Source organism: Pedobacter suwonensis (genome assembly GCF_044762335.1).
In the GTDB taxonomy this organism is placed as follows: domain Bacteria; phylum Bacteroidota; class Bacteroidia; order Sphingobacteriales; family Sphingobacteriaceae; genus Pedobacter.
Genome location: NZ_JBIWEB010000002.1, coordinates 418398 through 437655, shown reverse-complemented (window position 1 = coordinate 437655; position 19258 = coordinate 418398). Strand labels below are relative to the sequence as shown.

Below are 19258 nucleotides of genomic sequence, written 5' to 3'. Positions count from 1 at the left end.
ATGAAAACAAAACTTAAAATTTTCATCCTCTTTATGTTTACTCTTTCCGCCTGTAAGAAAGATAGCCAAGAACAATATAGCCCTGCTCCCTTTCCTACAAACATCACCCTGACATTGGCAGATGCCAAGGCTTATATCGCGCAAGCGCAAAATGACCAGGCAAACGAAAGTTCTGTTATAAATGATTTGCAATTAGATTGGCAGACTGCAACAAACACCATATTAAAGGATGGCAACATCTGGAAATTAACCCTTGCTGGACGGCCAATTTACCAAGGCGTTGAACAGGGTTATAGGCAACTAGCTATAAAAAGAAACAGTAAAACCAACGAAATTGAAGCCCGAATTGTAGAAGTATTACCAGACGCGATATATCTTCAGAAAGGAAACGTCCGAAATTCTAATTTTACGGGCCGGGTATTCGAGTATGACCTAGCGTATAAACTAACAGGCGGTCAACTATATAGTGATGGTAAGCAAATAGGAGAAATCGGACCAAAAGAAAACTTTGAGCTTCAAAAACAGGGCGTACTTGGGGATCTGAACCCACTAAAGGGTGCTCAGGGCAAACTGATGAAGATGCAGGTCATTGAAAGTTGCGCCTGGTATCAAGACAGCTATGTGGATGCCAGTGGCGAATTCACAGTTCATTCCGAAAGAATTTGTAGTTATTCCTTTTATGATGACGGGATGAGTTTCTGGGGAGGCGGTGGTGGAGAATCCTCTGGCGGAGAAAGATCAGGAGGCGGAGGTGGCGGAGGGGCTCCTTCCACAAATCCAACGCCTCCCACTCCCGCACCATCCAACCTACCCGGAGAAAACAATAATAAAGTTGATCCAAAAAAAATGATGGAATGCTTTTCACAAATCACAAATCCAAATGCTGCGTTTGTTGTAAGGGTTTATGTTGTGGAGCCACAGCCTGGAACTTCATTTAATGTTGGTGCAAATAGTTTCGGTCATGTTGCAATATCACTGAGCAAAACAAGTGGCAGCACCACGATTACCCAAACTGTGGGGTTTTATCCAACAGGTTCCGGATTAGATAAACTCGACTCCAAATCTCAAGTTTTAGACAATGGAGATATTCAATATAACATAGGCGCAACCTATTACGTTAATAGTGAAAGCTTTGAAAAGGTTATCAATTATGTGAGCAATCCACCACAACGATATCATTTTACGGATTTTAATTGCTCGGCTTTTGTATATGGAGCCGGTCAGGCGGGCGGCATTCCCATCCCAGATCCTACAACAATGATAGGAATCAGTGGACCAGGTGGTGCAGGGTATGCAAAAACACCTGCAGGTATGGCAAGCGCTTTACGAGAACAGAAAACAAGTAATCCAAATTCAGACATCAATGAAGGCGGTGGAAATGTCCCTGCTAGTAAAGGGGAATGTAATTAAATACAAGGATCATGAAAAAGAAAACCAAAGTCATATTAGGTGCTGTTTTGGCACTTATAATCATATCTAACTTACCACCAATTGCATTCTTTTTTCAAGAGAACTATTCCTATCAAAATAAAGATGGTAGTTTTAAATATCAAGAGCAATCGGGTAAAAGCTTAGATTTTGAAGTTTGTAAAATAAGGTTCGACCGATTCAAGAAGTTGAACCCAAGTAACGATCAGGTTCTATATCGAAATTTTACAATAAAGCCATGGAGATTCTGGGAATGGTGGCAAATGGTTGCTCATTTTGAAAAATTTACTTTGCCTTATAATTCAAAGACCAATTCTTAAAAGACAACTTCAATTCTGGAAAAAATGCCTAATAATTTATAATGGATACAATAACTTTAAAAAGGGAGTCAATTCTTAAGATTATTGACTTCCTATATATAAGAATCTATTGCTCCTTGTAAGAGGTTGATCAATGGATTATTTTTGGTTATAAGCATTTCTCCATAAAGCATTTCATCTTTAAATTTTGTATTTTTCTTGATATGAAGAACTTTGCCGGCGAGTGATTCAGCATGCCATTTGCTAAAAGTGATACTTCTGTGCCTAGCAAACTCATCATTCTCATAACAAAAGTATAATATTGCGTTATCACCATTTTTCCGAAAAAACTCATTGATAATATTAATAATGGTGACAGTGACATGACTTTTTCGTCAAAAGAACTGGAAAATTTTCAGAACTAAAATTTTCCCGTCTTTAAAAAGCAACACTATAGACGGTGTGATTGTAACCTTCCTTATCTAGAACTGGGCAATCGATAGAGAATACAGCATACTCAAGACCAGAGTCTGTAGTAAAAAGTTAAGACCCACTATCTGATGCAGTGAGATTATATAGGGCTGACAAATTTTATGCGTTTTAATTTTGACAAATCTTTACCCTCACGAATAGCATTGATAACACGTTTCTTATCTTCAATCATTTTGATCAAAGGATTTGGCACAGATTTTTGAGCATCTTTACCCACTACTATGTTTATATTTCTTGACATTATTGTACAAATATAATTGTGTATTGTTAATACAAAGATCTTGCTAATAATTATTCTGTTTGAATACGAGATTGAGGAAGAACCTTGAAGTATTGTTAACTAAAATTTACCAGATATCTTTTCTAGTATATCGGAGAACTGCTTTTTTGCAAACTCTAACTCAGTCTTTAGAAATTCAATCTGCTTATCTTTTTCGAGAATCACAATATCAATTAATTCCTTTTGAGTTTCATAATAATTTTGAATGAACGCCTTATCAATCGTGTTATTATGAAAACTAACAATAGGAGTATCATCAGATAATAATTGTGTGATTGTAATGTTATATAATTCTGCTAGTTTTTCTGCTTGATCTTTAGTTATTCTTTTGGGATTTTGTTCAAGTCTGGAATATGTATTTTGACTTATCCCTAAAATATCCTCACCTACGTATTTTTGTGTAAAATTATTTAATTCTCTAAAGATTCTCAGCTTAGAAGTAGGAACTGTGTTAAGTGGATTTTGCATATGATCTTCGATTAATCTATTTGTAAAGTTATGATAAATTATCCATTTTTTGCGTTTTTTATCCACTCTAAAATTCCAATATTTGTTGTTTAGTAATAAAAAATTAAAGTTTAAAAAAATTAATAACTTTGCAGTTCTCTTTTGATATATAAAGAACTGCTTACAAGCCTCGCCAACGAATCTGGTAAATTTCACGCGAGCGTAAGTGATGCATCTACACCCTATAAATAGGGTCGGTGCTCGCTTATGTTTAACGTGTGAAACCATTTCATATGAAATGGTTGGCTTACCAGAGCCTGTTGGCGTTAGACTTCGCGAGTGCCGACCCTATTATTCAAAACATCGGTGCCGCTGTTCTATTAAGGCTTGATATCAACACTAGCAAGCAATGTCGGCGTATCAAACCCTTTCTGATACTGAATTACTAATCCAATTAAAAAACGGAAACCATTCTGCGTACACCGCAATTTACAACCGCTATTTTTATTTAATGTTCACTTTCGCTTACAAGAAACTTAGGGATGAAGAACTTGCGAAAGACTTTGTTCAGGAACTTTTTATAAACTTATGGAACAAAAGAGAATTACTTTCAGAAAGCGGGAAACTCTCGTCTTACCTATACATATCTATCAGGAGCAGAATGCTTGATTATTTTGCCCATCAAAAAGTACAAACAAAGTACTTAGACTTCTTAAAAAATTATCAAATTAAAACATACGACAAAACTGATTATCTTGTAAGGGAAAAGGAACTAAATAAATATATTGAGAAAGAAGTCCAAGCCTTACCTAGTAAAATGAAGCAAATTTTTGAGTTAAGCAGAAAAAAGCATCTCACTCATAAAGAGATAGCAATAAAACTAAACACTTCAGAACACAATATATCCAAGCAAATCGCTAATGCGTTAAAAATTTTCCGTGCGAAGTTAACGAGTATCTTTTAAGAAGATATAAAAGCGTGACAGCATCATCTTATTCCTCCAAAAAAGATGTGACAAACTTATAAAGCACCATTGTTTTACCTGCTAAAGAAGTCTTCAAAATTGACACAACATTATGGTCTTTGATTGTTTCAATTAACTTTGGAGTGTACTTAAGTTGTTTTATAAACTCGACCCAACGAGCTGCAGGAAGATTTTGCCTCAATTTATATAACACTCTTCTGTCGTTAATAAAACATTCTTCGAAATAATAAACCCATCTATCAAAAGTAATATTATTTAAAACTTGGTTTGCCGCATCTTGCGCATTCCATGCATTCCCCCATTGGTTACCAAGCTTTACGCATAGCGTTGCACTGATTGCTACTGGTAATGCTGGTGTGGGAATTACACTACCCATGTTCATCAATATTTTTACGGCACTTGGTTCAGAATAGTAGTTATCAGATCCTTCATGGGCACTTATAATTTCATTCGCTGCTTTTATGAAAGCATTTGAACGTAAATCTTCAGGCACGTAATCAAATCCTTTGACTTTCAACAATAACTTCTTAAGGCCACTTACAGCAGTCAACTTACCTTCTGAATTCAATTCAGCGTAGGCTTTACCTATTTGCCATCTTTCCGGTTGCTTTAATTCAGTCCAAATTTTCGGAATGATTATATTTGCGTTAGCTAAAGAGTTTTCCAATTGTGCGCTTTGCCGGATTTTAATAATCGAAAGAAGTATTCGTAAAGTAGCTCTTTTAAAAAAATACGGCGCTGTCACTAACTTCTTTAGATTCTTATCCTCTTCAGTCAGAGTTTGATTTTCCAAAGAGTCACGGAATTCCAAAAAATTAAGAGACAGATCTACTTTTTCGTGACCTAAAATACTCTGAATGCAAGAAAGCAGCACAGTCTCTGCGTCATGTTTAGAGAAGGTATCAATATCTTCACCCTCTTCGTTTTCAGCATTATTAAAATAATTAACAAGGTCCATGGACTGTTTAAGTCTAAAACTGCTTTTATTCGTAATCAAACCTAGATCTTGAGCAAGTTGAAGAGCATCAAAGTCTGTAATAGCATTTTGAAGATTTGTAGATTCAGTAATGTCTGCTCTATCAAGCATTTCCCCAACAAATGCACTACCCATTTTAGCAAGTTGTGCTTTGAGTGCAGAGATAGTCTTCGTCCATACGTAGGTGGATAGCATCTGATAGTTTCCACTATTATATGCTGAAATTATTTGGTTTTTATCATTATCACGAAGTTGAACCGCGACATTAAGCGCGCTAGAAATATCTTGTTGATTTGATATTGCAACATCAGAATTGCTTTTCCATACTTCCAATTTACTCATATTTTCTTGTCTCCGTTTTTCCGTCTTGTGATTGAATATATATTGATTTGATTATGGAAGAAAGCCTGCCTCCTAACACAGCAAAAGTACGACTTCTTGCTCCACCTGATACATCTTCAGTATCTTTCTTAGGATGTTTAATAAAAACATTATAAGCTTTAACTGTTCCATTATCAGTAAAAACAGTAATTCCGTCGCTCATCATCATTCCAGCAATTAAATTAAACGTACCATTCAATTTTGAATTGATTTCTAAAGTATTTGACGTTTCAATAGTTGTTGATAGTTGGCGAATAGTTTCTGAAACTGAAATTTCTTGATCTAAAAGTATACCATCTGTGAGAAATTTTGGGTAAGCTTTTTTATAGTCTATTACTGTACATAAATGCCCATGTCCATTCTGAGTAACATAAAGAAAAAGTCTCGCAAAAAATATCGTCATCTGATCTTTTATTTTGGGGTCAACCTTCTCTAAGATATTTTGGATGAATTTTTTCTGTTCATCAAGAATGGATATTCCAGAAACACTGTTAACGCCAAAATTTATCGTAAGATATTGACCTTTCACACCTTTTACTTCCACAACTTTATCCGCAATTTGCCTTATTCCAATTATCCTTTCCTCTGGATCTCCATCATCAATAATATCTTTGTATATAGGTATTGAGATTATGGTCGCACCAGCTCTGAACATGCCATATTCAAATGAATCATCCGTACGTAAAATATATACACACCATCCGCCAAATGCAAGAGGGGCACATTTTTTTAGAGCTTTTGCCATAACTTTTGGTAGACGTTCACCAACTCCAATTTTAATAAAGTCAGCATTAACCAGCGATTTTTTGATTGCACTCAAGCTATCCGTTATGTAGACTTCTGGAAACAACGCTTTACCCTCTTCTTTGTAATTTGAGATTTGAACTGCTAAATCTATAATCCCTTCCAGAGTGTTAGGACAAGTCATATCCTCTTCTTTCAAAAGAGACTCCAGTTCATCAGACAATTGACTATTTAATGAGATTGATTTGTTAGGCATGAGAGACGCTTCAAACTTGTGATAGGAATTAGCTGATCAAATATATTAATTAACATAGAGTTTGCAATTAGAAAAAAATGAAAGAATTATAATATTAAGAGTGACCCTCAAATAGAATTGGTTCTATAACACTCATAAATTTTATAGAAAAAAAACTTACTACCTCCTATTCGATAACCGTACTATATCCAAATCAACTCGCTGAAATGGACAACGAACAAGCAAGGGAACTTCTAAACAAATACAATTCGGGTCAATGTACTGAAACTGAAAAGGCATTGATTGAGAAATCATTCTTTGCATTCAATGAACAGCCGGTCGAAATTTCTCAGGAAAAACTCATAGCGCTTAAAAAACAAGTTTCAAAAAAATTACCTATATCCAAATCACGTTCTTTAAAAGCCGTTATCACTATCTCAACTGCCGCAGCTGCTATTGTTTTTGCAGTCTATATGTTTTACCCCCAACCAGAGAACAATATAAACAGAAGTCTGCGCATCGCAAAACAGATTTTCCCCAAAGGAAATACAGCATTGATCACGCTAGCCAATGGAAAAACTATTGAACTTGATCCAACTCAAAGTGAGGTAAAAATAGCCAATTCTGGATTAAGCTACAGCGATGGAACAAAAATAAAAATGAATTCCTTGGCGGAATCTCAAACCATCTCCACCCCTAAAGGTGGAGAATATAAGATAGTGTTGTCCGACGGCACCAAAGTATGGCTAAACGCCGCTACTATTTTACAATATCCTACCAGTTTTAGAGAGCGAACTGAACGTAGGGTAAAATTGTTCAGCGGCGAGGCCTACTTTGAAGTTGCCAAAGACAAAAACCACCCATTTATTGTTTCTTCTAAAAATCAAAATCTCACAGTTCTAGGAACTCATTTCAATATTAATACCTATGAAAAAAATGTTAGCACTACCCTTTTAGAAGGTTCGGTTAAACTAGATACTAAAAATGATTTTGCTTCCATCATATTAAAACCAGGGGAGGAATCCATAGCAGACGGCGCAAGTTTAAAAAAAACTGATGGGGATCTGGATTTGAATATGGCCTGGAAAAATGGCAAGATAAAGTTTAGAAATGCAGATTTGAAATCGATCTTGAATGTGGCAGAACGATGGTATGATATCAAGGTCGAGTACACAGAAAACATTCCAAAGATTTATCTGACGGGTGGAATTTCAAGAAAATCCAGCCTTTCCACATTACTGAAATTGCTACAGATGAGTGGAGTGAATTTTAACTTGAATGAAAAACAAGGCATTAAAATCCTGACGATAAAATCTTAACACACAATAAAAGTCCACCTTAACCCTAGATCGCCTATGTAGAAAATTTGAAATTTAATTTTAGTTAATGATTCCAGATAAAAAAGCCGGAGGTGTTTTCGAAGAACACCACCGGCAAGTTCTGGTAAATTAATATCAAGCAGACATTCTAAGAACCAAACTAAACAAAAGTATGATTTTTTATCATTTGACGAGAAAACACGTCCAAAAACTTCCCTACCCTCCACCGAAAAATTTATCAATCCAAAACTGTCTGAACTATCTGGATAGCTTATTTATTCAAACGGTCTTATCGACAATCTTCCTGCTACTTCTATTTGGGTTAAAAGCCCACACTCAGCCCATTACGATTGAAACAAAACAGGAGCCTTTAATTTCGGTAATGAACAAGATCGAAAAACAGAGCGGTTATGATTTTTGGTATCAGCCAAAAACAATTGATGAGCAATTTAAAATAACATTGACATTAAAGAATACACCATTAAATGAAGTCTTAAAACAGGTTTTTGTGCCTATAAAAGTAAGCTATGAATTGATAGAGCAAACAATATTGCTCAAACCGATAGAGAGAAAAACTGGTACGCCAGACAGGAAAGGTATACCAAACGTTGATCAGATCAAGGGAAAAGTGGTTGGTGAAGATGGAAAACCTATTCCAGGGGCGACTGTGAAGATCAAGAATACCAATATAACAGCAATAACTGATGAATTCGGAAAATTTACAATAAAGAATACTGGGAACGGTGTACTATTGATCAGTTCCATCGGTTATGAGAGCCTTGAAGTAGGTTATCAGAGAAACAGTTCTCCTATTACGATTATGCTCAAAGAGCGAGATAATAAGCTTAATGATGTAGAGATCAATGCTGGATATTACACGGTTAAGGATCGTGAGCGGACGGGTAATATCAGCAGAATTCAATCCGAGACCATAGCAAAGCAACCCGTTAGTAATCCTTTGGCAACCTTGCAAGGCAGGATAGCTGGCCTTGTCGTTACCCAGCGCAGTGGTCTTCCAGGATCAGACTTTAGCGTACAACTGCGAGGTAAAGGTTCTATTCAGTCGGGCACTGTACCTTTATTTCTCATCGACGGGGTACCTTATCCTACGCAAGGGCTAGCCCAGACCAATTCCTTATTTTCTAACAATCCTTTGAATAGCATCAATCCTGCAAACATCGAGAGTATTGAAGTGCTGAAAGATGCTGACGCGACAGCGATTTATGGCTCCAGGGGTGCAAATGGTGTGATTCTCATTACGACAAAAAAAGGCAACGCAGGTGCTACCAGCGCTGATCTGATCCTGTCCACAGGCTTTGGTAAAATAACCAGAAGTGTTGAGATGATGAATACGGCGCAATATATCGAAATGCGAAAAGAAGCCTTTGCCAATGATGGCGTGACCCCTACGCTCGCTAATGCATCAGATCTTTTGGCCTGGGACAATAATCGTTATACTGATCTCAAGGATGTTTTACTGGGCGGGACGGCAAGAACACAAAATACACAATTCACCTTAAATGGAGGTAATCAGTCGACCAGTTACGCTTTCGGAGCCAATTACTATAAGGAAAGCACTGTTTTTCCTGGAGAAAACGCCCTGCAGAGAAAAGATGCAAACCTGAGCCTTAACCACCGATCGGCCGATCAAAAATTCCATATCAATTTACAGACAAGCTATGGTATCAATACTAGCGATTTATATATCGCAGACCTTACCATACTACAAACCCAACCACCGAATCTACCTCCTTTCTATGATGCAGATGGTAAACTCAACTGGAGCGAAAATGGCGTTAGTTTCTCGAATCCGTTTGGCAGAACACTGGAAGGCAATGATATCCGCACGAATAGGTTCACGGGGAATGCGGTAATGGGTTACAAACTCTTACCTGGACTTGAGCTGAAACTTACTGGTGGATTCAATTCCATTTCGCTAAATGAACGCAGTAAGGTACCCATTGCTGCGCAGAATCCTGCAAACGCACCAACTGGAAATGCAACATTTGGTGATAGCAATAATGAAACCTGGATACTGGAGCCCCAATTAAACTATTCTGCGGATCTTAAGCATTACGGAAAACTTTCTATGCTGATCGGTGGAACTTGGCAAGAAACTACAGGCAAATCCATGTTGGTAAGGGGATCTGGTTACACCAATGACTTGCTTCTGGGTTCCATTGAGGGGGCAGTGACCAAGACTCCTGTGAATGCATTTAATGAGTATAAATATCAGGCGATATTCGCCCGTCTGAATTATAACTTGCTCGATACATACATCATTAACCTTACCAGTAGAAGAGATGGCTCCTCCCGCTTCGGACCCGGAAACCAATTTGCAAACTTTGGCGCAATCGGCATCGCCTGGATCTTAACGGAGGAGGACTTCATCCGCAACAATTTTTCCTTTTTGAGCTTCGCTAAAATCCGGGGGAGTTTTGGGTTGACGGGCAATGATCAGATCAATAATTATCAATATCTGGACAGTTATATCTCTACTCCTGTTTACGGCAACCAAGCCGGGCTTATTCCTGCAAGGCTTCAAAATAAGAATTATGGCTGGGAGGCGAATGAGAAACTTGAAATGGCATTGGAAATGGGTTTTTTACAAGATAAAATCCGACTTAGTATGGGATGGTATCGCAACATCAGCGACAACCAGCTCATCTCCTACACCCTTCCAGGGCAAGCAGGTTTCCCAGCTATTTTGCGCAATCTAGATGCACGGATACGAAACCAAGGTCTGGAAGTCGAAATGAATACGGTAAACATCAAAAAAGCAGATTTTAACTGGTCAACCTCAGCGAATATTACCGTATCACGAAACAAATTGCTAGCTTTTCCAACTCTGGAAAATTCGAGTTACGCCACAACTTATGTCCTTGGTGAATCACTGGGAATCCTTCAAGGTTACCACTATCTTGGAATTGATCAAAACACTGGTGCATACCAGTTCGAGGATAAGAATGGTGATGGACTGCTCAATCGGCAGGATTATAGTCTGATCGGAACTAAGGATCCCATATTCTATGGCGGAATTGGCAACGCTTTCCAGTGCAAGGGATTTTCGCTTGATGTTTTTTTTCAGTTTGTCAAGCAACGAGGGAACCATTTGGTTTATGGCTCCTCTAACTTTGTGGGTGCCAGAGTAAACACATACAGCCTCTTGACGGACCGCTGGACTCCAAACAATCCGAATGCGAAATACCAGGCATATACGCAGGCGGTAACCGGACCTGTTAATTTAGCCAGGACGCTGATAGGTCTTTCCGATGCGGCTTTGGTTGACGCTTCCTTTATCCGGCTAAAGAATCTGGCATTTGCCTATTCCTTCGATACCAAAATAATCAAAAACTTGGGACTCAAACGTGCAAAGTTATTTATACAGGGGCAAAACCTGGTCACACTCACCAACTATCCAGAGATTGATCCCGAGGGTCAGAGTGTAAATAACCTGCCGCCGCTACGTGTATTGACCCTTGGCTTACAAGTAACCCTTTAAGCTCAAAAATCATGAAAAAGAAATTTGAAAATCAGTTACCAACATTCAAAATAGGCTTCATCATCATACTTTGCATGGGAACTTTCTCTTGCAGGAAGTTTATTGAAGTTAATCCGCCAATCGAACAGATTACGGCAGAAAGTGCATTTTCCAATGATGTCACCGCAAATGCGGCAATCATTGGGATCTATAGCAGGCTCTCTCAAAACAATCTCATACAAAATGTTACCCCTTATTGCGGATTATATAGTGATGAGGTTGAGTATTATTTTGAGGGTGCTCCACGTAGTGAGTTCTTCAACAGCCAATTGTCACTTGCCAGCTCCTCTTCCATCAATAGCAATTTCTGGCTTCCAGCCTACCAACTGATTTATCCTGCCAACCTGGCCATTGAAAAACTTGAGCAAAGCAGTAGGATTACCTCCACTCTCCAAACAAAATTGACAGGAGAGGCAAAATTTATCAGAGCTTATCTCTATTTACAGCTTTCGGGTTTGTTTGGCGATGTCCCGCTGGTCATTACAAGTGATTTTGAGCAAAACAGTACGCTGCCCAAAGCTCCAAAAAATCAAGTGATGGATCAGGCCATCAACGATCTACTAACAGCAATTCCTTCACTGGGAGAAAATATAGAGCCTGAAAAAATTCGCGCAAACAGGTGGGCGGCAAAATCCCTTCTCGCCAGGGCATACCTCTACCAAGGAAATTATGCACTTGCAGAACGGTATGCAAATGAGGTAATAGAGAGCAACAGATACGCATTGGCTAGTGATCTCAGCAAAACGTTCTTGAAGAACAGCTCGGAAGCCATTCTGCAGTTCTTTCCAACCCAAAGCAATCAAAACACTCCTGATGGCGTTACTTTTTTACCAGCTACAACCGCCGAATCACCTAAATATGTTGTTAGCCAGAATTTGCTCAATGCTTTTGAGCCCGGCGATTCAAGACGGAATAACTGGATTGGTTCAAGACAATTTCAGGCACGAACCTTTCTTTACCCTGCAAAATATAAAATCATCAATTCTGCAGTATTGAGTGAATACCTCATGGTCATCAGATTGGCCGAACTCTATCTCATAAGGGCAGAGGCAAGAATACAAAATGGGAATATTCTAGGTGGAATTGCGGATTTGAACAGCATCCGAAAAAGATCGAGAATGTCTGCGAGCACCCAAAACCCTAATCCACTCCCCGATTTAAATACTGGTATGTCCAAACCTGAAGCACTACTGGCGGTAGAGAGGGAACGTAGAATAGAACTGATGTTTGAGATGGGGCATCGTTGGTACGACCTTCAGCGGACTCTCAGGGCAGAGACGATACTTAAATCCCTTAAGCCGCTGACCTGGCAGTCCAGAGCTGTTCTCTGGCCTATTCCGGATGAACAACTCCGAGCAAACCCTTTTCTTACTCAAAACAACGGATATTAAATAGATATGAAAAACATAATAATACTTATTCTGCTAGTTTTATTAAACAAGCTGACATTTGGACAGAATTCTGGCATACAAAGGATAAAAATCGGTGACACACTGCCAGATACCAAAATCCATTATTCACTAAATGGGATTCCGAAGACAATTGATACCAGAACGCTACGCGGGAAAATAATCATTCTGGATTTTTGGAACATCTGGTGTGGCACCTGTATTGACCTTATGCCTGAAATGGAAAGACTGAACACTAAATACAAAAATGATATCCAGATCTTTCTGGTGACAAATAATAACCAAAAACAGATCGACGATCAGTTTAATAAAATAAATGCCAGATCTATGGATCATGATGTAAGGGTAGAAATTCCAGCTACATTGCCTTCCATTATAAGCGACTCTATATTTCATCAATTTTTCCCTCATATCAGTGTACCACATCAGATCTGGATTGACAGAGACGGAAAGGTAAAGGTTATCGCATTTGGTGCTGACGCTACTGACCAAGCAATTAGCGATCTGATAGCTGGCAAGGAGATGCATATACCTGAAAAGATCGACATTGAGAAATTTGATCTAAACGTGCCATTATACCAAGAAGGAAATGGACGGCAGTTGAAAAGGCTAAAATACTACTCCATGATCTTCAAGGAAACCCGGGAATACATGAATGCAAGCGAGAGTAAGGTTGTAGATTCTGCCAATGGCGTGTATCGTTTCAGGTGTATGAACAATACCATCCGAAACCTGTTCGTAAAAGCCACCGTCAAAAAACATCAAATGATATTTAATTCTCCCAAGCGTATTGTCCTTGAGGTAAGGGATAGTTCCGCTTTGTTCTGGCCCAAGGACCGATCAAAAATCTCTAAATGGCGAATAGAAAACCTCCACAGTTATGATCTGGCTATTCCATTAAACATGATGGATTCGGTGGGCTCGATCATGATGCAAGATCTTAATAAATTCCTTCCCTATCAGGCAAAGGTTGAAAAGAGACCCACAAAGTGTTTAGCGTTGATAAAAACCAACATCAATAGTCTATTCATCGCAAAGGACGGTACAACGCCTGGTTTGAGAACCGAGAAAGATGGAACACTGAACCTTAGCGGGGGAACCATAACGGATCTGCTCATCAATGGGTTGGGTGAGTTAAATTCTCAAACCAACCTGCCAATTGTGAACGAAACAGGCTATTCCGGCAAAATAGACATCAAGCTATCAAATCGGCGCGACATTGTAAAGGTAAGAAAAGAGTTGCGAGGCTATGGACTCGATTTTGTAGAAAAGACCATAAACTTGGACATGCTTGTCATCAGGGATAAGTTTTAGAGAAAGGATCCCGCAGAAACTTGCGGGATCCTCTTCTTAAAGTTTGAAAACGGTTGTATGCTCAATACTTAGATCGGGCTGTTCCGGATTCAATGAATTGGGTTCAGCCAGAACCGCACAGGTAATATCGCCACCTCCACAGTCAGCCGGCTGAGCATCGGTCGCTGTGTAAGAAGTTGGTGATTCTGGATCGCCTGATACATATCTGTACCATGCCGGTGCCGTTTTTGAACCAGGATTAATTAATGTTGAAGCATAAGTGGCTACACTTCCGCCAATAGCTGTTACAGCCACCAGCATTCCAAAAAATACTTTTTTCATAATAGTAATTTTAATGTTTAAAAAAAACCATATTTCTTTAGACAGGGTATGGCCTTACCTGTTTCCTCGCGTGGATATCTTTGTTTTAAAATTTCTCGTATTGATGATTAGCGTTACAAGCGCCAGCATGATAAAGCCCATATTAAAAAGCAGGTGCTGTAGCCATGTCATTTGAGAAATAACCCCTCCGCAGCTGCATGGTAATGTTGTACCAGTCCAGATGTGATAGGCGAGATATATCGTAAATACGAGCATCAATCCCAACGAACCTTTTAATCCAGAATATCTACTCTTTGGTACAATCAGGAGAATACCCAATATTAATTCTGCAGAGATTATGAATATGGCCAGCAGTGGATAATAATCCCCTACCATTGGCAATCCACTGAGAATTTTCAGAAAAAAGGGGTATGTAATGATCTTGCTCACCGCAGTATAGACGAACAACAAAATATATAGATAGGCAGTCAAATCAAAAAAGAGCTCCCTGTAAGTATATCCCTTTGCCCGCATTTGATCTTCATTGCCAGTGTTGAGCACATTGGCTTTAAAATCTGATTTAATTTCCATTGGTATGTGAATTCGAATTGTTATGATAGATATGAGAAATGAAAGCTTTTATCTCTTCGATGTCTGGACGTTCTTTAGCCAATCTTGAAACTCCCCTTCTCAAAAAATGTGCAATAAGGGATTCTCTGGTTCGCTCCCTGATAATCAGAAAGAGTGAGTCATAATCTGCTATGTCCATATCGGCCGGCCTAAGCCCAGTGAATACGGCAATCATCAAGGATGTAAGCCCGTAAATATCTTCTTTTACCTGTGGTTTGACACCCTTTCCTTGCTCGGGAAATGTAAAACCAGGCGTCCCAAAACCGAATGGAGGCAGCGGGTTTTCTGACCTTTGATCATAGGCGAGCTCCCAGTCCAGCAAAAATATTTTTCTCCTTTTGGTGATCATAAAATTTGCTGTGCTCAGATCCCTGTGAAGATATCCGTAATCATGAACCTGCCCCACCATTCCACAAATGTCCAGCAATATCTCCAAAAGGTATGATCGCTTTTTACACGGCAGTTCAAACCACATTTTACCTCGATAGGTTCGATCAATCGCTTTTCTTAATGTGATGCCCTTAATATGCTGCGTTACCAAATAAGTGTTTTGGTCCTGATTAAATAAGTCAATCACTTTTGGCATGTTTACCACTGAAGATAACTCCTCATGGATTCTATATTGCCATTTCAGCCTGTCCCCCATATCGAGGCCGGCATCATCAGAGATCATCTTATATTTGGCTTCTTTTATTATGCACCAAACGGGAAACATAAAACGATTGAGATAAATCGCGCGAATCACATCCCCCTTTGGAACGGATTTAAGCACAATCAGCGCTATGTATTTTCCATTCAGTACCTGCACTTTAGGCCTTTGGCTAATATTTGCGACAGGATTGGGATTACCATACAGACAATTCCCTAACCTAAGCCTGCCCGGAACCACAGGTCCACTAAAGACTGATAGGAGTTCCGATATTCGCTCCGATAAGTGGTCTTTATGGACGGGCAAAAAGAGAATCATCACTTTCCCCACATGCTCCGGGCCATAAGTACCATTTAGGATTGCCTTGGCAGAATCAGCATTTTTCACCACGGCAAAACCAATATCGTTTTTTACCAATTCAGGACCTATCAAACTCAACATTTTTGAGATTTGACTACATACAACGGAAATGTAAACGCGGCTAGTTTCTTTCTGATCTTCACTCCGATGGATCAGGTAGTGACCATCCACTTCCCACTTAAGGCCATAAGCAGCCAGGATCGAAATATATTCGAATTCTTTTTGTTGCTTGAATTGTGTAACAGTCCTCATCATATCTATTGTTCTCCTTTGAATGTATGTTCATCCATAATGAAGGGGACATGTCAGTGCAGTGAAGCATTCACCCTGCGGGCATACACTTTAAAAGTCTGCAATTTTTAGTTGCGCTGCTGTTTGTGTTCATGTCCTCAACAATAAGGTAAAGTTCAATATTCCAATAAAGAACAAAGAGTACATTTGTACACTTTTAATTTTAAAATGTACTTATTTTAAAGTAGTTAGCTTAGGCAAAAAGAGAGTAATATCGACGAAAACTAAAATCTTTCATTCCAAGGAAGGAGGTAATGTCCTTGTGTTTGGCCACATTGAAAAGTGCGGGGTGGGCACTGTGAAATTTCTGGTATTTCTGTTTACCTGATAAATTGAAGAGATCTTCGTTGTGGTCTAATCGGGCTTTGTCATAATAAAATTTTAGCTCCTCAACCAACCTGTTTACTTCGGGATATAATGCTTTGAGCGTTATAAAATCTTCATAGCTGATCTCCAACAATATAGTGTTTGGCAGAACTTCGATGTCTGAAATCGCTTCTTTTTGATTAAAAAAAACTGGGTATGCCAAGACGAAATCATTTGGATACCAAAACCACGTCGTGTGCATGGTGCTTTCTCCATTGCTATTGGTAATTTCTCTTAAATAGCCTTCAACAACGAACCAGGCAAACTTTGCCCTTCTCCCCTTTCTTAATATGTATTCAGAATTTGGGAATTTGTAGGTTTTTAACATCGGCCTTAGGGCATTCGAAAAAGCCAGGGATATTTCACAAAAGGAATTTATCCTGTTTATAATCGACTGATAGTGTAAATCTGAGATCATATAACGGTGTTGCATTCCGACTTATAAAAAAGAGGGGCTGTTAAACCCCTCTACATACCCTGGCTTCCGACGGCTTGGTAAACTGAAAGTTGAAATGGTTGGTTAAAAATTAAACAATTATTTCTTTTCACAAATTCAAAATTATAACGTGGTGGAAAAATAATTTTATGTGAATGACCGATTTCTTATGCGAATAGCCAATACCGTTATGTGAATGACTTTCTAAGTACGTCCCTCTTGCTAATTAAAAATACAATGTTTATTTTAGTCTTATTCGAGCTGGTAAAAACTGATAATATGACGGAACTAAAATGCATCGTCATCGACGATGAACCCTATTCTATTACTCAAATAGAGGAACTTATTTCAACAACGCCTGGAGTAATACATGAGCAAAGTTTTGATAACGCGTACGATGCTATGAATTATTTACATCATCACAGGCATATTGACCTTATTCTTTCAGATATCGGGATGCCCTATATCAATGGTATTGAAGCGGCAAAGTTACTCAAGCCATACTGTGAATTCCTGATATTCATTACTGGGCACCGAGATTATGGGGAAGAAAGCTTTGAGGTCGGTGTGGATGGTTATTTACTTAAACCTCTAAAAAAGCTCAAATTCATTCAACAAATACAGCGCTTACTCGCAATAAAAATAGCTGAGCCAAGCAACAGAAAACACGATAGTTTTGTATTGATAAAAGGGGGTTTAAAACATAAATACCTCAGTCTACAGTATGAAAAAGTGATGTATTTCAAGGCCATGTCCAACTACCTACAGATTTTCTTAACTGACAATAGACTCATTAGTTATCATACCATCACAGATATGGAGGAAGCTATTAAGGAAAGGAGTGAGTTCTTGAGGATCAACAGATCAGAGATTGTTTCTTTCAACCATGTAAAGCAAATCGATGGTTTCCAGATACAGTTGAGTAACGGTACTAAATTTACCGTTACTAGAAGCTATAGAAAAAAGTTTGAAGAATTTGTTCGTGATAGATTACCCGGTGGTGGGACAAACTGAACTATCCGTAGCGGTAATAGTTGTCGTGACAGAAGTTGTTGGCTCGGTGCTTAATCCGTTTTTCACACGAATTTTTTTAAAGATAAATACTGTTTTTTTTACTAATGTAAAATGTTTCTGAGTTTTCATAACCACTGATTTAATGGTCAATTCTACTTATAGGCTATTTTTTAAGCACTTTTATTATCTGAGATGAGTGATATTTTATCTGGACAACCTATACGGCTTGACAAAACGAGAATGGTCCATATTGCCTGTTGGGCTAGCTTTATTTTTATTGAGGTCATCGTGGCGGGAGCGGTGAAACAGCGATTCAGCGCACCGCTATATTATCTGCTTTTTTATGCGCTAAATATTGGAGTGTTTTACCTTCACGGATTATACGTCATGCCTTATTCCAAAAAATCTGGAATGGGTGGAAAGTTTCTTTTTTTTAGTCTGGTAGTTGCAGAATTCCTTTTATACCTTGTCGGTGCTGTTGTTGCGAGTTTGATTCTTAAAGAAGTCCTTGATCAAAAGAAAACACCATTTGTTTTCGACTATAATTACGTTGTGGTTGTGTTGTATCGAGCGCTGTTTTTCATCACTTTTGGTACTGGCCTATATCTATTGAATGAATATTTAACTCGTAGGGAAAGAGAAATGGCAAAATCTCTTGAGCTCGAGAAACTTGAAAACCAGCTGCTGATCGCTCAACAAGATTATTTGAGGGCACAAATCAATCCCCATTTATTGTTCAACACGCTTGACTTCATCAAAGCCGTTTCAAAGAAAAACCCTGAGCAATCGGATGAAGCAATTGACTGTCTTTCAGAGATCATGGATTACGCCCTGGAAACCAATCATAAAGAATTTGTAATTGTTGAACAGGAAATTGAACAGATAGATCATATGATCCGGTTAAATTTATTAAGGAGTGCCAGTCGTTTAAATCTTGAATTTACGAAGGAACTCCATTTTAAATCTGCACCTATCATTCCTTTAGTGCTTTTGACTTTAGTAGAAAATATTTTCAAACACGGTAATTTACTGGATAAAAGTAATCCTGCACTAATTGAGCTGAGCACAACAAGCAATGATCTAATATTTAGATCCACAAATCTAATTGCCAACACCCCACCATCCAAGGGGGAACACACCGGAATTAAAAACATTAAAGCAAGATTATTGCAATCATATCCAGATAACCACTCCTTTCAGATCAAGGTGGATAGAGATATTTTCCATACTGAGCTTAAGATAACACACGAAAGGATTTAATTCATAAGGTAAGCTAAGAGTCTACTATCAGCTTTATCTGACCGCTCTTCGACACTTTACCCCCCTGAGCCGACTTAATTTGTCATCCATCCTTAAAAAGAT

Annotated in this window: 17 protein-coding genes and 1 pseudogene; 9 read left to right on the top strand and 9 right to left on the bottom strand. The window is 38.5% G+C overall.

Features of this window, described 5'->3' with window-relative positions; translation table 11 throughout:
• Both ACIQXP_RS05385 and ACIQXP_RS05380 read left to right on the top strand, forming a co-directional pair.
• Entirely contained in the window at nucleotides 1-1410 is a 1410-nt protein-coding gene (locus tag ACIQXP_RS05385) for a hypothetical protein (protein WP_387504757.1), read from the top strand.
• Nucleotides 1411-1421: 11 nt separating this feature from the next.
• Nucleotides 1422-1748: a hypothetical protein gene (locus tag ACIQXP_RS05380; RefSeq protein WP_387504756.1), complete on the top strand. Its 327-nt coding sequence runs from the start codon at nucleotides 1422-1424 to the stop codon at nucleotides 1746-1748.
• Between the two features lie 92 nt (nucleotides 1749-1840).
• Here the strand turns inward: ACIQXP_RS05380 and ACIQXP_RS05375 are convergent.
• The 3 genes and pseudogenes from ACIQXP_RS05375 to ACIQXP_RS05365 form a co-directional block, all read right to left on the bottom strand.
• Nucleotides 1841-2101 (bottom strand): annotated as a pseudogene (locus ACIQXP_RS05375) (DUF6169 family protein); the annotation flags it as partial.
• Nucleotides 2102-2298: 197 nt separating this feature from the next.
• A complete protein-coding gene (locus ACIQXP_RS05370; protein ID WP_387504755.1) occupies nucleotides 2299-2460 on the bottom strand; it encodes a hypothetical protein in 162 nt (53 codons plus the stop codon).
• A gap of 99 nt (nucleotides 2461-2559) precedes the next feature.
• On the bottom strand, nucleotides 2560-2967 hold the full coding sequence (locus ACIQXP_RS05365; RefSeq protein WP_387504754.1) for a helix-turn-helix domain-containing protein: 408 nt from the start codon (nucleotides 2965-2967) through the stop codon (nucleotides 2560-2562).
• A 388-nt stretch (nucleotides 2968-3355) separates the two neighbouring features.
• On the opposite strand from ACIQXP_RS05365, the gene ACIQXP_RS05360 reads away from it, so the two are divergent.
• Nucleotides 3356-3910, top strand: coding sequence for an RNA polymerase sigma factor (locus ACIQXP_RS05360; protein WP_387504753.1), 555 nt, complete (start codon nucleotides 3356-3358; stop codon nucleotides 3908-3910).
• Between the two features lie 28 nt (nucleotides 3911-3938).
• On the opposite strand, the gene ACIQXP_RS05355 is transcribed toward ACIQXP_RS05360, so the two are convergent.
• Nucleotides 3939-5249 (bottom strand): hypothetical protein, encoded by a 1311-nt coding sequence (locus ACIQXP_RS05355; protein WP_387504752.1) that lies wholly within the window; start codon nucleotides 5247-5249, stop codon nucleotides 3939-3941.
• On the bottom strand, nucleotides 5242-6288 hold the full coding sequence (locus ACIQXP_RS05350; RefSeq protein WP_387504751.1) for a hypothetical protein: 1047 nt from the start codon (nucleotides 6286-6288) through the stop codon (nucleotides 5242-5244). The genes ACIQXP_RS05355 and ACIQXP_RS05350 overlap by 8 nt, the downstream gene beginning before the upstream one ends.
• Nucleotides 6289-6494: 206 nt before the next feature.
• On the opposite strand from ACIQXP_RS05350, the gene ACIQXP_RS05345 reads away from it, so the two are divergent.
• The 4 genes from ACIQXP_RS05345 (at nucleotide 6495) to ACIQXP_RS05330 (ending at nucleotide 13850) form a co-directional block, all read left to right on the top strand.
• Nucleotides 6495-7586, top strand: coding sequence for a FecR family protein (locus ACIQXP_RS05345; protein ID WP_387504750.1), 1092 nt, complete (start codon nucleotides 6495-6497; stop codon nucleotides 7584-7586).
• A gap of 382 nt (nucleotides 7587-7968) precedes the next feature.
• On the top strand, nucleotides 7969-11088 hold the full coding sequence (locus ACIQXP_RS05340) for a SusC/RagA family TonB-linked outer membrane protein (RefSeq protein WP_387504749.1): 3120 nt from the start codon (nucleotides 7969-7971) through the stop codon (nucleotides 11086-11088).
• Nucleotides 11089-11099: 11 nt separating this feature from the next.
• Complete coding sequence (locus ACIQXP_RS05335) at nucleotides 11100-12518, top strand: RagB/SusD family nutrient uptake outer membrane protein (RefSeq protein ID WP_387504748.1); 1419 nt, start codon at nucleotides 11100-11102, stop codon at nucleotides 12516-12518.
• A gap of 6 nt (nucleotides 12519-12524) precedes the next feature.
• Complete coding sequence (locus tag ACIQXP_RS05330; protein ID WP_387504747.1) at nucleotides 12525-13850, top strand: TlpA family protein disulfide reductase; 1326 nt, start codon at nucleotides 12525-12527, stop codon at nucleotides 13848-13850.
• A gap of 36 nt (nucleotides 13851-13886) precedes the next feature.
• Here ACIQXP_RS05330 and ACIQXP_RS05325 read toward each other — a convergent pair whose 3' ends face one another.
• The 4 genes from ACIQXP_RS05325 to ACIQXP_RS05310 form a co-directional block, all read right to left on the bottom strand.
• Nucleotides 13887-14171, bottom strand: coding sequence for a hypothetical protein (locus ACIQXP_RS05325; protein ID WP_387504746.1), 285 nt, complete (start codon nucleotides 14169-14171; stop codon nucleotides 13887-13889).
• A gap of 54 nt (nucleotides 14172-14225) precedes the next feature.
• Nucleotides 14226-14741 carry a MauE/DoxX family redox-associated membrane protein gene (locus tag ACIQXP_RS05320; RefSeq protein ID WP_387504745.1) on the bottom strand — a complete coding sequence of 172 codons (516 nt, stop codon included), beginning with the start codon at nucleotides 14739-14741 and terminating at the stop codon, nucleotides 14226-14228.
• A complete protein-coding gene (locus tag ACIQXP_RS05315) occupies nucleotides 14731-16044 on the bottom strand; it encodes a protein kinase domain-containing protein (RefSeq protein WP_387504744.1) in 1314 nt (437 codons plus the stop codon). Before ACIQXP_RS05315 ends, ACIQXP_RS05320 begins: the two co-directional genes overlap by 11 nt.
• A gap of 229 nt (nucleotides 16045-16273) precedes the next feature.
• Complete coding sequence (locus ACIQXP_RS05310) at nucleotides 16274-16774, bottom strand: Crp/Fnr family transcriptional regulator (RefSeq protein ID WP_387504743.1); 501 nt, start codon at nucleotides 16772-16774, stop codon at nucleotides 16274-16276.
• Between the two features lie 387 nt (nucleotides 16775-17161).
• On the opposite strand from ACIQXP_RS05310, the gene ACIQXP_RS05305 reads away from it, so the two are divergent.
• Complete coding sequence (locus tag ACIQXP_RS05305; RefSeq protein ID WP_387504742.1) at nucleotides 17162-17896, top strand: LytR/AlgR family response regulator transcription factor; 735 nt, start codon at nucleotides 17162-17164, stop codon at nucleotides 17894-17896.
• A gap of 192 nt (nucleotides 17897-18088) precedes the next feature.
• Complete coding sequence (locus tag ACIQXP_RS05300; RefSeq protein ID WP_387504741.1) at nucleotides 18089-19156, top strand: sensor histidine kinase; 1068 nt, start codon at nucleotides 18089-18091, stop codon at nucleotides 19154-19156.
• The last annotated feature ends 102 nt before the right edge of the window (nucleotides 19157-19258 follow it).